At 60.6% G+C, this 19,611-nt stretch carries 16 protein-coding genes; 9 read left to right on the top strand and 7 right to left on the bottom strand.

The features are described 5' to 3' along the window. Positions 1-1,675 precede the first annotated feature (1,675 nt). Together OKW29_RS04680 and OKW29_RS04675 are read right to left on the bottom strand one after the other, a co-directional pair. Positions 1,676-2,650 carry a ParB/RepB/Spo0J family partition protein gene (locus tag OKW29_RS04680; RefSeq protein WP_429290157.1) on the bottom strand — a complete coding sequence of 325 codons (975 nt, stop codon included), beginning with the start codon at positions 2,648-2,650 and terminating at the stop codon, positions 1,676-1,678. After that, positions 2,647-3,858: a ParA family protein gene (locus OKW29_RS04675; protein WP_184068212.1), complete on the bottom strand. Its 1,212-nt coding sequence runs from the start codon at positions 3,856-3,858 to the stop codon at positions 2,647-2,649. Before OKW29_RS04675 ends, OKW29_RS04680 begins: the two co-directional genes overlap by 4 nt. A 1,045-nt stretch (positions 3,859-4,903) precedes the next feature. Here OKW29_RS04675 and OKW29_RS04670 point away from each other — a divergent pair. Then, a complete protein-coding gene (locus tag OKW29_RS04670) occupies positions 4,904-6,307 on the top strand; it encodes a replication initiation protein (protein ID WP_167368809.1) in 1,404 nt (467 codons plus the stop codon). A gap of 124 nt (positions 6,308-6,431) precedes the next feature. Here OKW29_RS04670 and OKW29_RS04665 read toward each other — a convergent pair whose 3' ends face one another. Both OKW29_RS04665 and OKW29_RS04660 read right to left on the bottom strand, forming a co-directional pair. Then, on the bottom strand, positions 6,432-7,928 hold the full coding sequence (locus OKW29_RS04665; RefSeq protein WP_429290156.1) for a GntP family permease: 1,497 nt from the start codon (positions 7,926-7,928) through the stop codon (positions 6,432-6,434). Between the two features lie 2 nt (positions 7,929-7,930). Then, entirely contained in the window at positions 7,931-8,974 is a 1,044-nt protein-coding gene (locus tag OKW29_RS04660; protein WP_184045135.1) for a patatin-like phospholipase family protein, read from the bottom strand. A 616-nt stretch (positions 8,975-9,590) separates the two neighbouring features. Here OKW29_RS04660 and OKW29_RS04655 point away from each other — a divergent pair. The 8 genes from OKW29_RS04655 to OKW29_RS04620 all read left to right on the top strand — a co-directional run bounded on the left by OKW29_RS04655 (position 9,591) and on the right by OKW29_RS04620 (position 16,182). After that, positions 9,591-9,962: a GFA family protein gene (locus OKW29_RS04655; RefSeq protein ID WP_090810665.1), complete on the top strand. Its 372-nt coding sequence runs from the start codon at positions 9,591-9,593 to the stop codon at positions 9,960-9,962. Further along, positions 9,959-10,081, top strand: coding sequence for a hypothetical protein (locus OKW29_RS04650; RefSeq protein WP_429290155.1), 123 nt, complete (start codon positions 9,959-9,961; stop codon positions 10,079-10,081). Before OKW29_RS04655 ends, OKW29_RS04650 begins: the two co-directional genes overlap by 4 nt. 7 nt (positions 10,082-10,088) lie before the next feature. Then, positions 10,089-10,829 carry a response regulator gene (locus OKW29_RS04645; RefSeq protein WP_184005401.1) on the top strand — a complete coding sequence of 247 codons (741 nt, stop codon included), beginning with the start codon at positions 10,089-10,091 and terminating at the stop codon, positions 10,827-10,829. Then, positions 10,826-12,169, top strand: a complete 1,344-nt coding sequence (locus OKW29_RS04640; RefSeq protein ID WP_187626885.1) for an ATP-binding protein — start codon at positions 10,826-10,828, stop codon at positions 12,167-12,169. The genes OKW29_RS04645 and OKW29_RS04640 overlap by 4 nt, the downstream gene beginning before the upstream one ends. After that, the gene (locus OKW29_RS04635) at positions 12,170-12,295 is read left to right on the top strand and encodes a hypothetical protein (protein WP_429290154.1); all 126 of its coding nucleotides are present in this window, start codon (positions 12,170-12,172) and stop codon (positions 12,293-12,295) included. 404 nt (positions 12,296-12,699) lie between these two features. Next, the gene (locus OKW29_RS04630) at positions 12,700-14,121 is read left to right on the top strand and encodes a basic amino acid/polyamine antiporter (RefSeq protein ID WP_429290153.1); all 1,422 of its coding nucleotides are present in this window, start codon (positions 12,700-12,702) and stop codon (positions 14,119-14,121) included. 56 nt (positions 14,122-14,177) lie between these two features. Next, the gene (gene arcA, locus OKW29_RS04625) at positions 14,178-15,437 is read left to right on the top strand and encodes an arginine deiminase (protein WP_429290152.1); all 1,260 of its coding nucleotides are present in this window, start codon (positions 14,178-14,180) and stop codon (positions 15,435-15,437) included. A gap of 409 nt (positions 15,438-15,846) precedes the next feature. Next, positions 15,847-16,182 (top strand): RcnB family protein, encoded by a 336-nt coding sequence (locus OKW29_RS04620; protein WP_184023606.1) that lies wholly within the window; start codon positions 15,847-15,849, stop codon positions 16,180-16,182. Between the two features lie 98 nt (positions 16,183-16,280). On the opposite strand, the gene OKW29_RS04615 is transcribed toward OKW29_RS04620, so the two are convergent. Genes OKW29_RS04615 through OKW29_RS04605 form a run of 3 tightly spaced genes read right to left on the bottom strand, consistent with a single transcriptional unit; the run spans position 16,281 to position 19,563 of the window. After that, positions 16,281-17,537 carry an MFS transporter gene (locus OKW29_RS04615; RefSeq protein ID WP_429290151.1) on the bottom strand — a complete coding sequence of 419 codons (1,257 nt, stop codon included), beginning with the start codon at positions 17,535-17,537 and terminating at the stop codon, positions 16,281-16,283. Further along, the gene (locus tag OKW29_RS04610; protein ID WP_429290150.1) at positions 17,534-18,097 is read right to left on the bottom strand and encodes a GAF domain-containing protein; all 564 of its coding nucleotides are present in this window, start codon (positions 18,095-18,097) and stop codon (positions 17,534-17,536) included. Before OKW29_RS04610 ends, OKW29_RS04615 begins: the two co-directional genes overlap by 4 nt. A 38-nt stretch (positions 18,098-18,135) precedes the next feature. Beyond that, positions 18,136-19,563: an MFS transporter gene (locus OKW29_RS04605; RefSeq protein WP_429290149.1), complete on the bottom strand. Its 1,428-nt coding sequence runs from the start codon at positions 19,561-19,563 to the stop codon at positions 18,136-18,138. Positions 19,564-19,611: the final 48 nt, after the last annotated feature.

Below are 19,611 nucleotides of genomic sequence, written 5' to 3'. Positions count from 1 at the left end.
TGGCCGAAGAATCGAAAATTCTCGCTCGTATTGGCTAAGAGTCACTCGTTTTTCGATATTTAGTTCGCAAAAGTTGACCGGATGTTCTGCCCCCGTATATTGTTAGGTTGCCGATGCGCGACTGCTGCATCTGCTGAAGTTCAAGTTGGCCACACGCGTGGCGACTGACAGTCGCTCGCATTGCGGATGCGCGATCGTCTTGCTAATCAATATCACAAGGCGGCCCGGGAGAGACTCTTTACGTTCGCGAGATTTGCGCGCGTGCCCTCACCTATCCTGCCGTCCATCGTCCGACGGATTTCTTGCGGATGATCTGAGAGCAGCGATGTTGATTTCGCGCTGAACGAGTGGTCTGACGCAGGCCCATCCGGGTGGCGTGACATACGATCGGACGGAGACCATTCGTTGCGGTCGAGTCACTCATTACTCCGGTGCTTGCCCAAAAATGATCGGCGCGGTCGCGATGCATCCCTTCGAATACTTCCTATCTGGGTGTCTCCGCAGCGGGTGGGTAGATCGGTAGGCGTGACGACCGACATCAACTACCTTTGGAGGGTCCTCTCTTGACGACGGTGGGATGTCGGTTTAACGCGATTACGGCCAATTCATCGCGGCCGGCAGGCGTTCGCGATTGACTTTCTGGTCGTCGATCGAGACGCTGGATCAGCAACGAGATCTGATTTGAGGACAAGCTTGCGCCGTGGCGAACACCGTTTGCGGAACGGCGATGCATCGTTTGAGAGAACGCGCGATACATGATTCGGGATCCCTTAACGCGACGTTCCAGTAATAACTTGCTCCCGCCGGATCTTGACGCATGTCGTCTGTTCGCTGAGGCAAGCCCCATTCACAGCCTTCCTTTGCGCGTTTGTTCGTGCCGCTTTCATTGCTAATCGTACGGAACAGCTTTTCCGGCAGAACGACTGCCGACTTTGCGGTCGATAAGCGGTGGCCTCAACGCTGCGCGCGTTCATTGCCTGAGGTACACCGGGAGAGTGAAGCATTCTTGCGGGACGTCGACGATCTTCGCCGAGGTTTGCTGCGGCCGACAGCGCCATCATGAACACAGCTGTTCATGGACAACCATGTGCAATGCACGTCGCGCACTAAGGGCCGCGGCCTTTCTCATTGAGAAGATTGGAACCGACGATAGCGGAGTCGAGTCGTCTCGGGGAAACGCGCTGATGCGGCGTTGGGTTGAGAACGACCGTGGATGGTACGTTTATAGGACAGAGGGCTGGCCCTCCATCCCGTCCGTCATATGTCGCCTGTGCGATTTTGTATGTGCTCCGGGTAATGCGACCGTCAACGAAGCAGCCGAACCCGGCTCAATGGATGCATCAGAAATCCCCAGTCATTGGCTGTCTCGCTCATGGCGAGCGGCTGACCCGCCGCAGGTGCCTGCGAGATCGCTGCGAACGCAATACTGCGCGAATCGCTCCGCGGGTCGTGCAAGGCACGAACGATGTGCGTTCGCGCGGACGCGGCACGCTTTCATCGGCATCGGGGGGTGCGTCGTCAAGAGTGTCTAGAGTCTAGACACCGGATGGCGCAAAGGTAGGGGCTGCGGAGTGAGTGTCTAGACTCTAGACACTCTTCGAGGTGGACCGATTTGATTGGCCCCAAAAAAAGCCCGCACTAAGCGGGCCTTTTAACACTACAACCGAACCACCTATTAGCTCGTCTTCGGCTGCGATTGGAACATCTGTCCGATCAACTGTCGTATCTGAACTTCTTGCGCCTCGGTGATCACTCCGGTCTTGATCTTGATCGTGAAGTTACTCACATCCTTGGTGATGCTCCCAGCGTGCTCTCGTCCCGCGAAAAATTTCTCGATGCTGCGTCCGCTGGTACCACCCGACGTCGTCTGCCGGGTCGCCAGGGCGGCGATTCCCGCCGCGACCTTGCCCTGATCCATTTCGCCTCTCACCAACAGAGGCCAAATTTCGCGAGCGGCTTTAACGCCATCCTCGCCATGCTTTTTGATAGCCGCTGCAATTGCTTGCGCCGCAGTCCCGCCCAATAGTCGCGGTTGAATATCGAGATCTTTCTTGATGAAGTCCGGCAGATTGTCGAACGACAAGAACTGATACAGACCTGCCCGCGACAATCCCATCGCTTCCGCCAGTCGCTTGCGATTCGGGAACTCTGCTTCCGATCGACGAATCGCCACGCCGATTTCATAGTCAGCAAGGTCGTCGCGGCTAATGTTTTCGACCATTGCGAGCACGGCCATATCCGAGTCTGAGCAATCCGCAACCACGGCCTTGATCGTGTCCAGCCCCAACATCTTGTGCGCACGCCAGCGTCGTTCGCCGGCGACGATCTGATAGTCGTCCGCGACACGACGGACCACGATCGGCTGCATCAGTCCAACTTCCCGGATCGACTCCGCAAGCTCGGCTAACTTTGCTTCGTTGAACACTCGACGCGGCTGCCAAGGGTTCGGCAAGATGCCAGCAACCGCCAGTTGCGATGCGACGCCAGTCGATTCCAGTTCCTGCACGCGAAGTTGCGCAACGGCCAGCGCGCCGGCAAGGCCGGGCGCCGTTTGCGTGCGGTTGCTGCGCTTCACCTCGTCCTCGTTGATCGACGAAGTTTTGCGAATGCCGGACGTCTTGGCCAGCAACTGTTCTCGCATATTGCTCATTGCGCGTTCCTCCATTTTTCCGAATAGATCTCGTCGATCCAGCGACAGTAGTCGACGAGAGGTTGCCGCACGCGTTGCAATGACTTGGCCGCGCTGTGATTGCTGCTGATGTCGAAGACGGTCGAGAACGCCAACGCCCCGGTGCTCATCACCGAGCTCGCCGGTACCTCGATCGAATGCAGCCAGTTTTCGTACGCGCTTTGCGCCCACGCGCGCACGATCGGCGCGGACGAGTTCCGCCCATAATCGACCCGCGACAACACCAGCGACACGAAGTCGTACTTCTTGTCCGTCTCGAATTTGATAAAGCTTTTGGACACGTCCGAGAAAAGTCGCCAGAACGACAGCGAGCTGATGAAGTCCAGGTTTTCCGGCACCATCGGCATCACCATGGCATCCGCGGCCATCAGCGCGTTCAGATTGAGGTACGACAGCGACGGCGACGTATCCATGAGAATGTAGTCGTACTTCTTGCGCAGCGGCTCGAGCCCTTGACGAAGCACGGTCCAGAAGCGAAAACCGGGTCGCATCTTTTGCATCGCCGGCAGATGGAACTCTGCTCCAATCAGTTCCGTGTGCGCAGGAATCACGTCGATGCCATCCCAGTACGTCGACTGGACCCGCCCCACGAGGCCACCTTCGATGTCCTGGTCGTAGACGTACGGCAATACTGTGTCTTCAGGCGTCACGTCTTTTTCCGCGTACAGTCCACACAGTTCCGAAAGCGACGCCTGCGGGTCGAGATCAACCACCAACACTTTGCGTCCCCGCAGCGACAGCCCCTGGGCGAGGCACATCGTCGTCGTCGTCTTGGCGGAGCCACCTTTGAGCTGCGCGGTGATAATGATCTTCCCGTCTGGCTCCTTCAGGCGCGTGACCAGTGGAGTCTGGTAGATGTCGGAAATCTTTTGTACCCAGATCCGCGCTTCTTCCAGCGTGAAGGTCCGGGTACGGCCCGTGCCTGCCGCCGTGCCCGAAGGCAGTTCTCCGTCGCCTTTTGTCGCGAGATACTGAACCTGCGAGTGTGAGACGTTGCACATCTCGGCAATCTCGCCGGTCTTGAAAACGGGAGCCGTTTTTCGAGGACGCGGAGCCAGAATCGTGTCACGCAGCTCATTAGTGAAAATGGTGACTTTTTCTGCGAACTCACTGATCTGCTCAAAGTGAACGGTTCGGTCTACGGCAGGAAGTTGGCTCGTTCTGACCATTCTGAGGTTTTTCCATAAAATTCCAGAAACCTCAGAATACAGGAAATACTTGAAAATAGCTTTTTAAATTACTGTTTTTATGCGGATTTTCTGCAAATTTCTGTATTTCCAGACCGTTTTCGGTTGCGGAATCGCCGTGGAAACTAAACGAGCCTCGAAACACTGCTCCTCGAAGGCACAAATGACCTCACCTTTCTTCGCAATCTGCGTAGCGGAGTCGGCACTCCTGCTCGAGACTTAGGCACTTGGTGAGGTCATTTGTGCACTTTCTCATTTTCTGAAAGACCGGTCCGGCGATCTTCTGCACAACCGACCTCACCATTGTTAGATTTTCGCCACCTCCCTGCGAGCGCTCCCCGCACTTAGAACGCAAATGCACAATCAACCTCACCCACAGAAGCTGCGATACACCGGCGCCAGGCCGTCAGCCAGAGGTTCAGCTCATCGCCAAGGGTTGCCTATCACCGTAGCAGCACAACCAACCTCACCTTGGCAACAGATCTTCCAAACCCGCTCAACGATTCGCACAATCAACCTCACCATGCTGCATCGCGCAATCTTCAGCCGTATTTATTTGTGTGTGCCGGGTTGGTAGGTTTTTTTAAAACCGAGAACAAACCCACAAACCAACGCAACCAAACACTATTCAATCCGTTCAAGCACTTAAGTTCCAAAAGGTGAGGTGCGTTGTGTCGAAGGTGAGGTTTGCTGTGCTCAGAGGTGCGGTTGGTTGTGCAGCAAGGTGAGACCGATTCCCCACCAAGGTGCGGTTCGATGTGTTTGCCACTGCATCAAATCACGAAGGTGAGGTGGGTTGTGCAGCTACTGGGAACGAGGTTGAAAGGGCCGTCGCATAAGGCCTTGCCGCGCGAACGCCCGCCCGCAAGGTGAGGTTCTTTGTGAACATGGTGAGGTTCTGTGTGCCGAAACGCGGAAGGGACGCCGAAACGGCCTCCGTCGCGGTCGTTTGATGGTGAGGTTCTGTGTGTTGACAGCTCACCACCGCATGCTTACAGTCCCGGGAGCGAAAAAGTGGATGAAGAACATGGCCGCGGACAATCCGGAAGAGGGCAGGTCGAAAGCGACGTCACGCCAGATGGCGCTCGCGCTGTTCGAAGACATGTTCGATCAGGGATTGCGCATCAACGAGGCCAATCGCGAGATCGGTTATCAGCGCAACGATTTCTTCACCGAAATCGTCAATATGGGGCTGCCGGCGCGGCGCTTTCTCGATGCCGCGTACTTCATCGTCGCGCAGGAGCCCGAGCAGCGCGATCAGTACGACGTCGAACTCAACTACTTCAAGTGGCTGATGCGTTACGACAGCCGCAACCTGAAGCACTTGCGCACGATCGCCGACGAAGCTCAGAACGCGAAAGTTCGCGTGACGAATACGCCCGCGGACCGCGATCCCAACGAAAACGATCTGTGGGTGCAGGTCCAGTTGATCGGCATGGTCGGCTTTCATCGCGGACGTATGCGTTTCGACGTCCATCCGCGGCTCGTGCCGCATATCCGCGATCCGCAGAAATCGCATTGGCTTAGCTTGCGCATTTCCACCGCGTTCACGCGCAGTCTCGCGCGCGCGATCTACGACAAAGTTTTGCCCAACGTCCCCGCGGGACGCACCGACTGGATCCAGCTCGAGGAAATGCGCAACTGGCCCGGCAAAATGGGCGCGAATGCCGCCATCTTCAAATACTTCAAGCGCGATTGGCTCGAGCCGGCGGTGCGCGAGATCAACGAAGTGTCGGACGTCGAGATGTCCTATGAGACGCGGACTGCGTCCACGACGTCGAAGAAAATCGACCGCATCCGCTTCCTGCTCAAGCGCAAGGACACAGCCGACGCGGTACTCGCGAGCCTCGCCGACGCGAGCCATCTGTACAAGATTCTCACCGACGAATTCGGGCTCTCGACCAAGCAGTTCAGCGAGATTTCGGAGAACCGCGAACTCTGGACCGACGAACGCATCCAGCAGGCCGTCGAATACACGCGCTTCAGGGTCAAGCGCGGCCAGGTCAAGAAGAGCCCCGCGGGCTACCTGATGCGCGCGCTACGCGACAACTGGAAGATCTCCGACGCCGAGCGCACGATGGTCGACGTACAGGCCAAACTGCTCGCCGACGAAACGCAGGAACAGGCGGTCAAGACCGAAACGAGAAAGACCGTGGCGCACAGCATCGCGACGCGCGAAGAAGAAGTGCGCGCGCGCATGAACGAGGATTCGCGCAAGGGCCGCGACCATTTCAACGCCGCCGATGCGAAGACGCGCAAGGAACTGATGCATGCGTGGACGACGTCGCGCGAAGGCAAGCTGATGCTGCGTCGGATGAAGCTCGAACCGTCGACGGTCACCGAAGATGCGATTTTCGCGAATACCGAGCTGGTCTGGTATCTGGGGCAGTTCGTGTTCGGCCGGATGAATGCGGCGCGCGCGGCGGCGTGAAGCGAGCCGGAAATCGGCTGCAAAGCAGCCCAAACTGAGCCGACCGGCAAATAGAAAGGGGTCTTGCACTGACGGATAGCAACGTCAGTGCAAGACCCCTTGCTACTTCAGACGCTCAGAACGCTCAGAACGACCCGAACAGCGAGCCCAGCACGATCACCACCACCAGCGCGAGTAACGCGCCGAGAATCGCGACGATCACGATGTCGCGATAGCTTTCGCGGTGGTTCGACCCACACACCGCAAGCAGCGTCACGACCGCGCCGTTATGCGGCAGGCTGTCGAGTGTGCCTGAGGAAATCACGGCGACCCGATGCAGCAGCGCCGGGTCGATGCCGTATTGCGCAGCCAGTTGCAGATAGGTGCTGCCGAGCGCGTCGAGCGCAATGGTGAGACCGCCCGAGGCCGAGCCGGTCAGCGCCGCGAGCAGATTGGTGGCGACCGCGAGCGATACGAGCGGACCACCGCCGATACCCAGCACCCATTCGCGCACGAGCGCGAACGCTGGCAGCGCGGCGATCACCGCGCCATAGCCGACCAGACTGCCGACGCTGAGCACCGGCAGCACCGATGCATTCGCGCCCGCATCGATCGTCTCGCGCAGCGCTGGCAGGCGATGCCGATTGAGCAGCACGAGCACGACGATCGCGACGATGAGCGCCACGCACACGCCCCACACACCGCCGACCGCCGCAAGCGACGTCTCGCCCCAACGGACCTCGGCCAGATAGTCGGCGTCGATGCGCGGCAGCACGATCACGTTCATCACGAAGTTCGTCAGCACGACGAGCACGAGCGGCGTGAGCGCGACGCCGAACGAGGGCAGACTCTCGCTGACATGCCCGCGCTTCGCTTCCTCCGGATCGAAACTCTGCGATACGCTTGCGCGCTCGCGCACGAGGTTGTCGCTGGCCGGCGCCCCGGTGGATTTCACCGCCGCCTTGAGTCCGTCGAATCCTTCATTGGCCGCCTTCGCGCGCGATTGCTGCAAGGACAACCACCAGAGCCCGAACACCACCATCACGATACTCGCGATGATGCCAAGCCCAGGCGCCGCAAACGGTGTCGTACCAAAGAACGGCATCGGGATCGCGTTCTGGATAGCCGGTGTGCCGGGCAGCGCGGACATCGTGAACGTCGACGTGCCGAGCGCGATCGCGGCCGGCATCAGACGGCGCGGAATATTGGCGGCCTGGAAGAGGGCGGTGGCCATCGGCGCGAGCACGAAGAACGCCACGAAGAGGCTGACGCCGCCATAGGTGACGAGTGCGCCACCGATCACGACCGCGAGAATCGCCCGATGCGCGCCAAGCTTCTCCGTCATGTAACTGGCGATCGCCTTCACGGAGCCGCTGTCTTCCATCAGCTTGCCGAACAGCGCGCCGAGCAGGAACAACGGAAAGAACTGCGCGAGAAAGCGCGCGGTGCTGAGCATGAAGGTCTGGGTCCAATGCGCGAGAATCGGTTCGCCCGAAATCGCGGCGGCCAGCATCGCGGCGAACGGCGCGAGCAGCAGCACGGTCCAGCCGCGGTACGCGAAGCCGATCAGCACCGCGAGACTCGCGAGCATGCCGAAAAGCCCTAGACCGATCGCGAGCGGTGACAGGGTGATGACTTCCATGGTCAGACTCCGTCGAGCAACGCGTCGAGATCCAGCGAGGAGCGCACGCCGATCGAATCGCCGTGCTCGGCGAGGAACGCGTCGGCGGCACGCCGGCCTTCGTCGCGCAGCATCGTCAGAAAGCTCCACTCGGCGTTCAGCTTCGACGAGTAGCCGAGTTCGGTCATCAGCTCGCTCGCGATCCGATGGATGCGCATCGCCGCCCAATGGCGGCCTTCGTCGCTGCCGGGGTCCGCCGCGCGGCGCAGCAGCGCGATCATGCGCAGCTCTTTCAGCAGCGGCGCGTTGAAGGCAACTTCGTTCAGGCGACTGATGATGTCTCGCGCGGTGCGCGGGGTTTCGTCCCGCACCACGGGATTGACCTGGATCAGCAGCGTGTCGCTCGACGTGCATTCGCGTACCAGTGGCGTCATGGTCGGATTACCGGCATAGCCGCCGTCCCAGTAGTCTTCACCGTCGATCTGCACGGCTTGGAACAGCGTGGGCAGGCAACCGGAGGCGAGCAGCACGTCAGGCGTCAGGTCGCCATTGCGAAACACACGCGCCTGGCCCGTGCGCACGCGCGTCGCGGTGATGAACAGCTTGATCGGCGCGTCGCGCAGATGCGCGAAATCGATCGAGTCCTGCAGAATCTTCGCCAGCGGATGTACGCCGCGCGGGTTCAGGTCGTATGGAGAAAACACGCGCGCCGCGAGGTCCATCGCGATGAAGAGCGGCGAGTAGTCGAGCGTCCAGCGGCCCATCAACACGTCGAAGGGGGTTCGGCGAAACGGGCTGTACACCGATGCTTCGAATACTCGCCGCCAGAAGGCTTCGAGCGCGGCGCGCGCGCCGGCCGCGCCGTCTGCCTGATAGCCGCTCACCAGCACCGCGGCGTTCATCGCGCCAGCCGACGTACCCGATATTCCTTCGATCTGCAGCCACGACTCTTCGAGCAAACGGTCGAGGACGCCCCATGTAAAAGCACCGTGCGATCCGCCGCCTTGCAATGCGAGGTCGATAAGGGCGGGTTCGCGGTGGGTGGGTTGGTTTTTTGTTGCAGCCAAGACGACTCCGTAGTGAGGAGTGCTCCGTTTCGCGAGCTGACGCCGCATGCACGGCGGACGAATGAACTGCTGGCCAATGCTGTGAACTACCGAATGAGGTGAGGCGTGTTTCAAAGGCGAAACATCGCACTGCACCATTGGTATTGGAAGTGGCCGGTGACTAAAAGTCAAGCGTATTCAACTTGATTCACAGAGCTTGCGAGCAACCGGCTCTTGGCCGTCATCGCCCGCTTGCTGGTCACGCGCGATTGTGCCTGGCAATGTCGGCCATTCAAGCGGAATGTAGAAAAGCCGGCTGGTCACGCCGAGGTCAAAAACAGCGTGTAGGGAGGCCGGCCCGCGCGCCGCGTCGCGCCGCTCAGATAATCATGGATAGGCGGAGTATCTTTGCACGGTTGAGCGCGATGATGCGGTGGCAATCATGCAATCTGCGTTATGCGTTTGCGCGTGCCGCTTAAATGCTAACTCGCGTGTATATCTTCGCTGTTTCGCCTTGCGCTAATCGCCGCGGCGTATTGCAATGTAATGTATCGTCTCGGCCGCCGGATACATTACGACATAATTCGACTGATGAACCGGGCTATAAAGCAGGCATCGTCAAATCACGGAGAGCATCATGAACGCCGGGTTGCTGCAAGGGTCCTGTCACTGCGGGGCCGTCAAGTTCGAAGTTCGCACCGAAATCGTTCCGGCTGGTCGTTGCAACTGCAGCCTGTGCCGCCGCAAGGGCGCGCTGATGACGCCGCTCTTTCCCGCCAGTCAGTTGAAGATTCTGAGTGGCGAGGATTCGCTGACGCTATACCAGTTCAACACGAAGGTCGCGAAACACTACTTCTGCAAGCATTGCGGCATCTATCCTTTTCATCAGACGCGCAAGGATCCGCAGCAATGGCGCGTCAATATCGGCTGCCTCGACGGGGTCGATCCTTACGCGCTCGAAGCCGGCGTGGCCGATGGCGCGAGTCTTTCCGTGCTGGAGGACGCATGAAACGCCTGTTTGCCATCGCTGTGTTCGTGGCGGGCGGCTTCGCGGCCGAACTCGTGCATCCGTTGCAGTGTTCATTGATCCAGTCGGGCGGCGTGCAACTCAAACGCCGCAGCAGATAATCCGTCGATGGAAACCTCCGACCACGTACTGATCGTCGATGACGATCGCGGTATCCGTGAACTGCTCGCGGGATACCTCGAGAAAAACGGCGTGCGTGTCTCGCTCGCGGCCAATGGCCGCCAGATGCGCGCCGCGCTCGAGAACGGCGCGCCCGACCTGATCGTGCTCGACCTGATGCTGCCCGGCGAAGACGGCCTCGTGCTGTGCCGTGAGTTGCGCGCGGGCAAGTTCCGCACAGTGCCGATCCTGATGCTGACGGCGCGCAGCGAGGAAGCGGACCGGATCGTCGGCCTCGAAATGGGCGCCGACGATTACCTGACCAAACCGTTCGCCGCACGCGAGTTGCTCGCGCGAATCCGTTCGGTGCTGCGCCGCGCGCGCATGCTGCCGCCCGGCATGGAGGTGACGGAGTCGGCGCCGATGCTGTGCTTCGGCGACTGGCGGCTCGACACGACCGCGCGCCATCTGCTCGACGCGGACGGAACCGAGGTGGCGTTGAGCGGCGCGGAGTACCGTCTGTTGCGTGTGTTTCTCGATCATCCGCAGCGCGTGCTCACGCGCGATCAGTTGCTGAACCTCACCCAGGGACGCCAGGCCGATCCGTTCGACCGCTCGATCGATCTGATGGTGAGCCGCCTGCGTCAACGCCTGCGGGACGGCGCGCGCGAGCCGCGCTACATCAAGACGCTGCGCAGCGAGGGCTATGTGTTTTCAGCGGCCGTGACCGCGATCGGAGATCCGGAATGAGCGCATCTCCATCACCGTCGTTGCTGCGCTGGCCGCATTGGCCGCGCACGCTGTTCGCGCGGCTCGCGGTGATTTTGTTCGTCGGGCTCGCGCTCGCGCAGGCGCTGTCGTTCTGGCTCACGATGACCGAGCGCGACCAGACGATGACCAACATCATGATGGGCTACATCGAGCGCGAGGTGGCGAGCTCGGTCGCGCTGCTCGATCATCTGCCGCCCGACGAGCGCGCCCAGTGGCTGCCGCGGCTCGCGCGGCGCAGCTATGAGTTCGTGCTCGGCCCGGGCGTGCCAGGCACCCCGGTCGACGCGAGCCTGTCGGCGCGCGTCGCGCAGTCGATCGGCGATGGCATCGGCACGCGTTATCCGTTGACCGTCAACGCAGTGCCGGGCGATCGCGAGCGTCTGCAGGTGCATCTGAAACTGAGCGACGGCACGCCGCTCACCATCGACCTGCGGCCAATGCCCGGTGCCCCGTTGTCGCGCTGGCTGCCGCTCGTGCTGACGCTGCAGCTGCTCGTGCTCGCGGCCTGCTGCTGGCTGGCGGTACGGCTCGCGACGCGTCCGCTCAATCAGCTCGCAGTCGCGGCCGACACGCTCGGCCCCGACCTGAAGGCCGCGCGTCTGCGCGAAGCCGGTCCGTCCGAAGTGGCGCGCGCCGCGCGCGCGTTCAACGCGATGCAGGACCGGATCGCCACGTACATGACCGAGCGCATGCAGATTCTCGCGGCGATTTCGCACGATTTGCAGACGCCGATCACGCGCATGCGTCTGCGTGTCGACACGATGGACAACGACAGCGAGGCCGCAAAGCTGCGCCAGGATCTGCAGGAAATGGAGGCGCTGGTCAAGGAAGGGGTCACCTATGCGCGCACGATGCATGGCACGACCGAGGTGCCGCGCCGTATCGATCCCGATGCGCTGTTCGACAGCCTGGTGTGCGATTACGTCGACGCGGGTCAGCAAGTGTCACTGCAGGGCCACTTCGGCCAGTCGCTGACGATGCGTCCGCAGGCGTTGAAGCGCATCGTTGGCAATCTGGTCGATAACGCGCTGAGGTACGGCGGCGCCGCGCAGATCCATATCGGGGCGTTGCACGATGGCGAGGCCACCGTGTCGGTGCTCGATCGCGGTCCCGGCATTCCGGTCGAGTCGCTGGAGACGGTGTTCGAGCCGTTCGTGCGGCTCGAAGGATCGCGCAATCGTCAAACGGGCGGCACGGGTCTGGGGCTCGCGATCGCGCGGCAACTCGCGCTCGCGATGGACGCGACGCTCACGCTGCACAACCGCGTCGGCGGCGGTCTCGAAGCGCGGCTGACGTTGAGGAAGTTGCGCGAGTCATAGTTGGACGACCTGTTGCGGCGCGGAGACGCGGGCGATTCCGTCAGAAAAATTCACAAAGCCCGCCATTACGAAATCGCCATCGGGTTTGGACTATTAATGACCCCCGCGCGCCATTTCGAGCTGTGACTCTGGCGCTTCTCAGTAGTTCTGAACGGCCACCGGTTCAGCTCGCTTCAGCGATTCTCCATCATTTGAGAAAACCGCGGCGGTGATGCGGCAGGTCGCATCATTGTTAAATCATCGATATTCAGAGCGACTTATCGATGCGAGCGATTCAGATGCGTGGTGAATTGTTAATTCGCAAATTCAACCAGATTCGGCAACGCAGCATCGATGGATTCGATCGCATAGCGAGCCACAGTCCATTACCTTGTCTTCGATAAATTGACAAACGCCAACGGACAGACCATTCTTTTCGTGTGGTGGTTGCAGAGTAGCACGGCTGATCAACAGCAAGATTGGCCGAGAGACACGTTTCGTTCGAATCTGATTAAAGATCCTTGTTAAAAAGGTAACTAAAAGGAATCCGAATGGCGTCCACTCCACAAAAGCTGTCAAAAATGCAACTCACCGGGATGGTGGTGGGCGGCATGGTCGGAGCCGGAATATTTTCCCTGCCGCGTACCTTTGCCGATGCCACCGGTCCGTTGGGCGCCGTGATTGCCTGGCTCATCGCGGGCACGGGCATGTATATGCTGGCGCGCGTATTTCAGGCGCTGGCCGAACGAAAACCCGAACTGGACGCCGGCGTGTTTGCGTATGCGAAAGCGGGCTTTGGCGACTATCCGGGCTTTCTCTCCGCATTTGGCTACTGGATCGGTAGCTGTATCGGCAACGTTTCTTACTGGGTGCTGATCAAGTCGACACTCGGCGCGTTTTTTCCCGTGTTTGGCGACGGCAATACGGTCGTCGCGATTGTCGTTGCATCGATCGGCATCTGGCTATTTCATTTCATGATCCTGAAGGGCGTGCAGCAGGCGGCCTTCATCAACAGTATCGTCACGGTCGCCAAGGTCATTCCGATTCTGGTGTTCATCGTGATCCTGATCTTCGGCTTCCGGTTGGACCTGTTCCAGGCCAACCTCTACGGCGGAGGACTCGAAGGCAATATCCTCGAGCAGGTGCGGGCCACGATGCTGGTCACGGTGTTCGTGTTCATCGGTATCGAAGGGGCGAGCGTTTATTCCCGTTATGCGAAGAAGCGCTCCGATGTCGGCCAGTCGACGATTCTCGGCTTCGTCGTCGTGACCTCGCTGATGGTGCTCGTGACGATGCTGCCTTACGCCGTGCTTCAGCGCGTGGACATCGCGGCCATGCGGCAGCCGTCGATGGCGGCGGTGCTCGAAGCGGTGGTCGGTCATTGGGGCGCGGTTTTCGTCAGCATAGGTTTGCTGATTTCGGTACTGGGCGCTTATCTCGCCTGGTCGCTGATCTGCGCCGAAGTGTTGTTCACGGCGGCAAAGACCGAAGACATGCCCGCCGTATTCGCGAGGGAAAACGCTAACAAGGTACCTGCCAATGCATTGTGGCTGACCAACATCGTGGTGCAGCTGCTCGTCATCAGCACCTACTTCTCGCGCGATGCGTTCGCGCTGATGCTGAATCTGACGAGCGCGATGTCGTTGATTCCGTACCTCTTCGTCGCGGTGTTCGGCTGCATGAACGCGAATCGCGGCGACGGTTACGACGTGCGCGCCGACGAGCGCCGGCGTGACTTCATCATGGCCGCAATCGCCTCGATCTATACGGTCTTCATGATCTGGGCGGGTGGCCTGAAATTCATTCTGCTTTCCGCCGTGCTGTATGCGCCAGGAACGGCGCTTTATATCTGGGCTCGGCGCGAGCAGAACAAGAATGTCTTCATCGTTTCCGACTGGATCATTTTTATCGTTGCGATCATTGGCGCGATCATCGGCATCTATGGCCTCGTAACCGGAAGGATCGCGATTTAGCTTTAATGAAATCCGATTGAACAGAGCGGGCCAACATTGGCATTCAGGAGATCATCATGGCGAACACGGACACGAAAGCGGGTGAATTGGGTGTCTACTCGGAAGTCGGGCAGCTGCGCAAAGTGATGGTCTGCGCACCGGGGCTCGCGCATCAGCGTCTTACCCCGAGCAATTGCGATGAACTGCTGTTCGACGACGTACTGTGGGTCGAGAACGCGAAGCGCGACCACTTCGACTTCGTCACGAAAATGCGCGACCGCGGCGTCGAAGTGGTGGAGATGCACAATCTGCTCGCCGAAACGGTCGCGGTGCCCGAAGGCAAGGAGTGGATTCTCGACAACCAGGTGGTGCCGAATCAGGTCGGCCTCGGCTTTATCGATGAATTGAGAAGCTATCTGGAAGGGCTCGACAATCGCAAGCTTGCCGAAACGCTGATTGGCGGGCTATCCACTCACGACTTCCCGGAAGCGCATGGCGGCAAGGCGCTGGAGGTCGCGAAAGAAGCGGCGGGCGGCACCGAATATCTGCTGCCGCCGCTGCCGAACACGCTGTACACGCGCGACACGACGTGCTGGATCTATGGCGGCGTCACGCTGAATGCGCTGTACTGGCCGGCCCGCCACGAGGAGACGATCCTGACCACGGCGATCTACAAGTTCCACCCCGATTTCGCGGGCAAGGTCAACGTGTGGTGGGGCGACCCGACTCAGGACCACGGTCTCGCCACGCTGGAAGGCGGCGATGTGATGCCGATCGGCAAGGGCGTCGTGCTGATCGGCATGAGCGAGCGCACCTCGCGGCAGGCCATCAGTCAACTGGCTGCAATGCTGTTCAAGAAGGGCGCGGCCGAGCGCGTGATCGTCGCGGCGATGCCGAAGATTCGCGCGGCAATGCACCTCGATACCGTGTTCACGTTCGCCGATCGCGATTGCGTGCTGGTCGCCCCGGACTTCATGGCGAAGACGCGCACCTATTCGTATCGGCCGAGCAGCCATCCGAGCGGCGTCGAGTTGCACGCCGAAAACAAGCCGTTCACCGACGTCGTCGCCGAGGCGCTCGGGCTGAAGCATCTGCGCGTGGTCGAGGCGGGCGGCAGCGACTATCAACGCGAGCGCACGCAGTGGGATAGCGGTGCGAACCTCGTGTGCGCGTCCCCGGGCGTCGTCTATGCATACGACCGCAACACGTACACGAACACGCTGTTGCGCAAGCAGGGCATCGAGGTGATTACGATCGTCGGTGCGGAGCTGGGCCGTGGACGTGGCGGCGGTCACTGCATGACCTGCCCGATCATCCGCGATGCGGTCGACTATTGATCAGTCAAGCGAATCAATCTGGCCGGTGACTGGCAAAGTGTCGCCCGCTCGCTGAAGTGGCGAGCCGGCGACAGCGCCGCGCGCGCGTCCGCCGCCGCCAGGAACGGCGCGATCCGTCCAGACGATCGACGCGACGAATCGAATCGCCCCGCTAATCGCCGGGTTGACGCACGCGGTAGTGGTGGGCAGGTCCGGCTTGAAGTCGAACTTCCTTTTACTATACTTTTTAACGACTTCGCGCCTGAATTATCGAATTTGATATCTCGCGATTTGCAAGGATTACATTCGATAGACCAGCGATCGCTGCAATGAAGTTCGAGTTAATGAATCTGCGAGTAGCTGGACGATCACGTTTCACGTCAATCGCGTGAATGCTCGGAGCTTTCTTCCACCGCACGGAGGTTCGAATATGAATAATCGCTTTGTTGCGCAACTCGTCGCCTTGTCATTTGCCGGTATGTCCGCGCTCGCGATTGCGGCTGGGCCCCCCAAGGACGAGGGCGGCGGCCAGATGGCCGGTACGGGCCGTCAGCAAGTGATGCCGACGATTCCGCACCGTGACTGGCATAAAGGTCAACGTGTGCCGGCCGAATACCGTAACTACAACTTCATGATGGACGACTGGCGCGGACATGGCCTCAATGCGCCGCCGCGCGGGCACAAATGGCTGGGTGTCAATGGCGACTATGTGCTCGTAACGACGAACAACTGGACCATTTCAGACATTGTCGCCGGAACCCAGTAATGCTTCCTCGTGGTGCCCGGGCTATCCGGCGACCAGTTTTAGCGCCGGAACCTGGGCCATTCATCGACACGACATGATTTCGTCATTTTCGCGTCGATTTAATGCTGCGTGTCGTATAGCCGGTCGGGAACGAACAATGCAGTCACACCGCTCAAAAAGAACACCGCGCCGACCACGAGAAAACCAAGTCCGATCGAGAACTGCGTCGCGATAAAACCGATGACGATCGGCGCCGCCCCCGAACAGAAGCGCCCGAGATTATACGAGCCGCCCACCGCGGTGCCGCGCACCGACGTCGCAAAACTCTCCGACATGAATGTGCCGATCGTGCCGAGTGGCACGCCGTACAGAAAGCCGAAGACAAGCATCAGCGTGGAAATGTTGTCGTGGGTGTGCCAGAAAATGATCACGGGCAGAAAGAGTGCCGCACCGATGCAGCCGAGCACGTACACGCCGCGCCGGCTCCAGCGGTCACCGAGCCAGCCCGCGAAGATCTTGCCGATGAAGGCGACCACGTATGTGCCGATCATATAGCCGGTCAGCGAGCTGAACTTGATGTGCAATTCCTTCTCGAGATACGTCGGCAGCCAGTTGTTCAGGCCGTAAAAGCCGGACAGCACGAAGACTGACGCGAAGGTCCACAGGATGAACATCGTGCGCGCTTGGCGGTCGCGGAAAATCTGCGCGTAGCGATTGTCGACGAGCCGCGTTTTGCTCGCATGGTCGGCAGCCCGGCTCGCGAGCCATGCCGCCGGTTCGGGCACCGCGAACTTGATCGCGAATGCGAGCAGCACCGGCACGGCAGACACGTAGTACAGCGTGCGCCAGCCGTACTGCGGCAGGATCCAGTTGCTGAGTGCGATCACGACGATATAGCCGGCCGAAATGCCGGTTTGCAGCATGCCGAGTACCAGCGAGCGCCGTTCTGTCGGCACATATTCGGCTACGAGCGTGGTGACCAGCACCATGCAGCCAATGCCGAGCGAACTGATAAAGCGCACCGCCGCGAATTCGACGAAGCTGTGCGTGAACCCGAGCATCCCCGCGCCGAGCGAGAACAGCGCGAGCGCCCATGCGATGACCCGCACGCGGCCGAGACGATCGCTCGCCCAGCCGCCGACAATGCCGCCGATCGCCATGCCGAGCAAGGTCAGACTGCCGAGCGCGCCCGCTTCGACATTGGTCAGCCCGAAGTCGTCCTTGATGCGCGACAGGGTGAGGCCGTACATCATCACGTCGGCGCCATCGGCGATCAGCGCGAGGTAGGCGAGCACGAAGACCAGCACCCAGCGGCCTTGCGAGACGGCGGAATGGGTCACCGTTCGATAGTTTTGCAGGTCGGATGGTGTTTTCATGAACGGGCGGCGCAAGCGGGGGATGCCGTATTCTGCTTGAGCAGAGCGGGGACAAGGAAGGCGCCGATCAGGAGGCCTATGCTTTCATGACGGCTGGTGTACCAGCCTTCCTTGTGGGTCAGGTTCATCGTACCGATGCACACGCCATCATAGGCGATCGGAATGTTGAGGATCGAGCCGAGACCGATACCTGTCATCACCGCGTGATCGTCGAAGGCCTCGCGAATGCCTTGCGACGTGGCGGCACGAAACGGCTTCAGATCCTGAAGTATCTGTCGCGCCCACGCGGTGCCTTGCTTCTTTTTGCGGCCGCCCAGTGGATAGATGTCCGGCATGTTCGTGTAGACCCGTTCGACCTCGTGACGCCGCGCATCGTAGGACATGATCGTGAACAGGCTTAGGCCTATCGCCTTCGCCGCCACCGCGTGAACCGCGCGGTACAGCTCGAGCGGTTGGTTCTTCAGGCGCATCGCCAGCGCGAGACGCTCGAGGTCCGCGATATCCAGCATCTGCGTATCGTGCGGTGAGGGTTCGGTCAGGTTGCCTTGCATCATTTGCATCGCGTTTGCATCGGAAAGTGTGAAAAGTCGCAGTGCGTTTAGCCGTGCATGCGGGTGGAGTTCAACTGGCCTCGCGCGTCGCGAGCCGCTTCGAGTTCGCTCGCCTCGATATCTTCGAGCGAGCGGTTGCGCGTTTCGATGCCGAGGAAGAACACCACGCATGCGCCGATCACCAGCACCGTCGTGGTCATCGCGAATACACCGAGGAAACCGGACAGCGGATAAACCAGGCCGACGAGGATCGGCGCGCTGACCGAGCCGATGCGGCCGAACGAAGACGACGAGCCCGTGCCCGTCGTGCGTACCGCGGTGGGAAACACTTCCGGCGTGTAAGCGTAGACGCCGGCGAATGCGCCGTTCATGAAGAACGACAGCGCGATGCCCGCGGTCATGATCTGTATGCCGGTGTGAGAAAACGCGAGCGTGATCGCGGCGATGCCGCCGAACAGCATGTAGGAAGCGACCACCGCCTTGCGGCCGATCTTTTCGTTGAGCCACGCCGCCGAGAAGTAACCGGGAATCTGCGCGCCATAGATTGCAATCGAATAGCCGAAGCTCTTCGTCATCGTCAGCCCTTCCTTGACGAGCAGGCTCGGGATCCACGCGAAGAACGAGTAGTACGCGAACGCGACCGAGAACCACATCAGCCAGCTGACCGCGGTCGTGCGCGCGAGTCGCGGCGACCACAGCGTGAGCACGTTGCGCCACGCGTTGCCGCGCGCCGGCGTCGAGGCCGGCGTGCGCACCGCGTGAAGCGCGTGATTCGCAGTCACGGGCGCAAGCGCAATGCCGCGCTCGACGAACGCCGCTTCGATGCGGCCGACGATGCCGTTCGCTTCGGCCGCGCGGCCCTGGCTTTCGAGCCAGCGCGGCGATTCGGGCAGCGTCCGGCGCCACCACAGCAGCATCACGACGGGCAGCGACGTGATCACGGCCAGATAGCGCCAGCCGTCGACGAAGTTGCGCACCACCGCGAAGCCGAGAATCGACGAGGTCAGATAGCCGAACGACATGAAGCCGACCAGCGCGCCGCAGAAAATGCCGCGATAGCGGCGCGGCACGAACTCGGCGAGAAACGGCGCGATCACGACCGTCTCCGCGCCCGAACCGAAGCCCGCGACGACGCGCAGCGCGAAGAACGTGTGCCAGTCGTGCGCGGTCGCGCTCGCGAGCGACGCGACGCAATAGATGGCGAGCGCGCTCATCATGATGCGGCGCCGGCCGATCACGTCGGCGAGCACACCCGACAGGAACGCGCCGAAAAAGTAGCCGATATAGGTGCTGCTCGCGACGAGCCCGGTCTCAGCGCTCGTCAATTGCCACAGCTTGCTGACGACCGGCAGCAGGAACGCGAGCGACGACGAATCGAGCCCGTCGAACATGTACCCGAGCCCGCCGATCAGCAGCAGTCTGCGGTGAAAGCTCGACAGGGGAAGTCTTTCAAGACGGGCGGCGACGGCGGACACGGCAACTTCTCCTGAAGGAAATGGCGCGGCGAGGCCGCGCGTTCTGCG

This window comes from Paraburkholderia sp. CI3 (genome assembly GCF_050436505.1).
Taxonomy (GTDB): domain Bacteria; phylum Pseudomonadota; class Gammaproteobacteria; order Burkholderiales; family Burkholderiaceae; genus Paraburkholderia; species Paraburkholderia tuberum.
The sequence above is the reverse complement of the archived record's forward strand: the minus strand, read 5'-3'. Positions and strand labels throughout refer to the sequence as shown.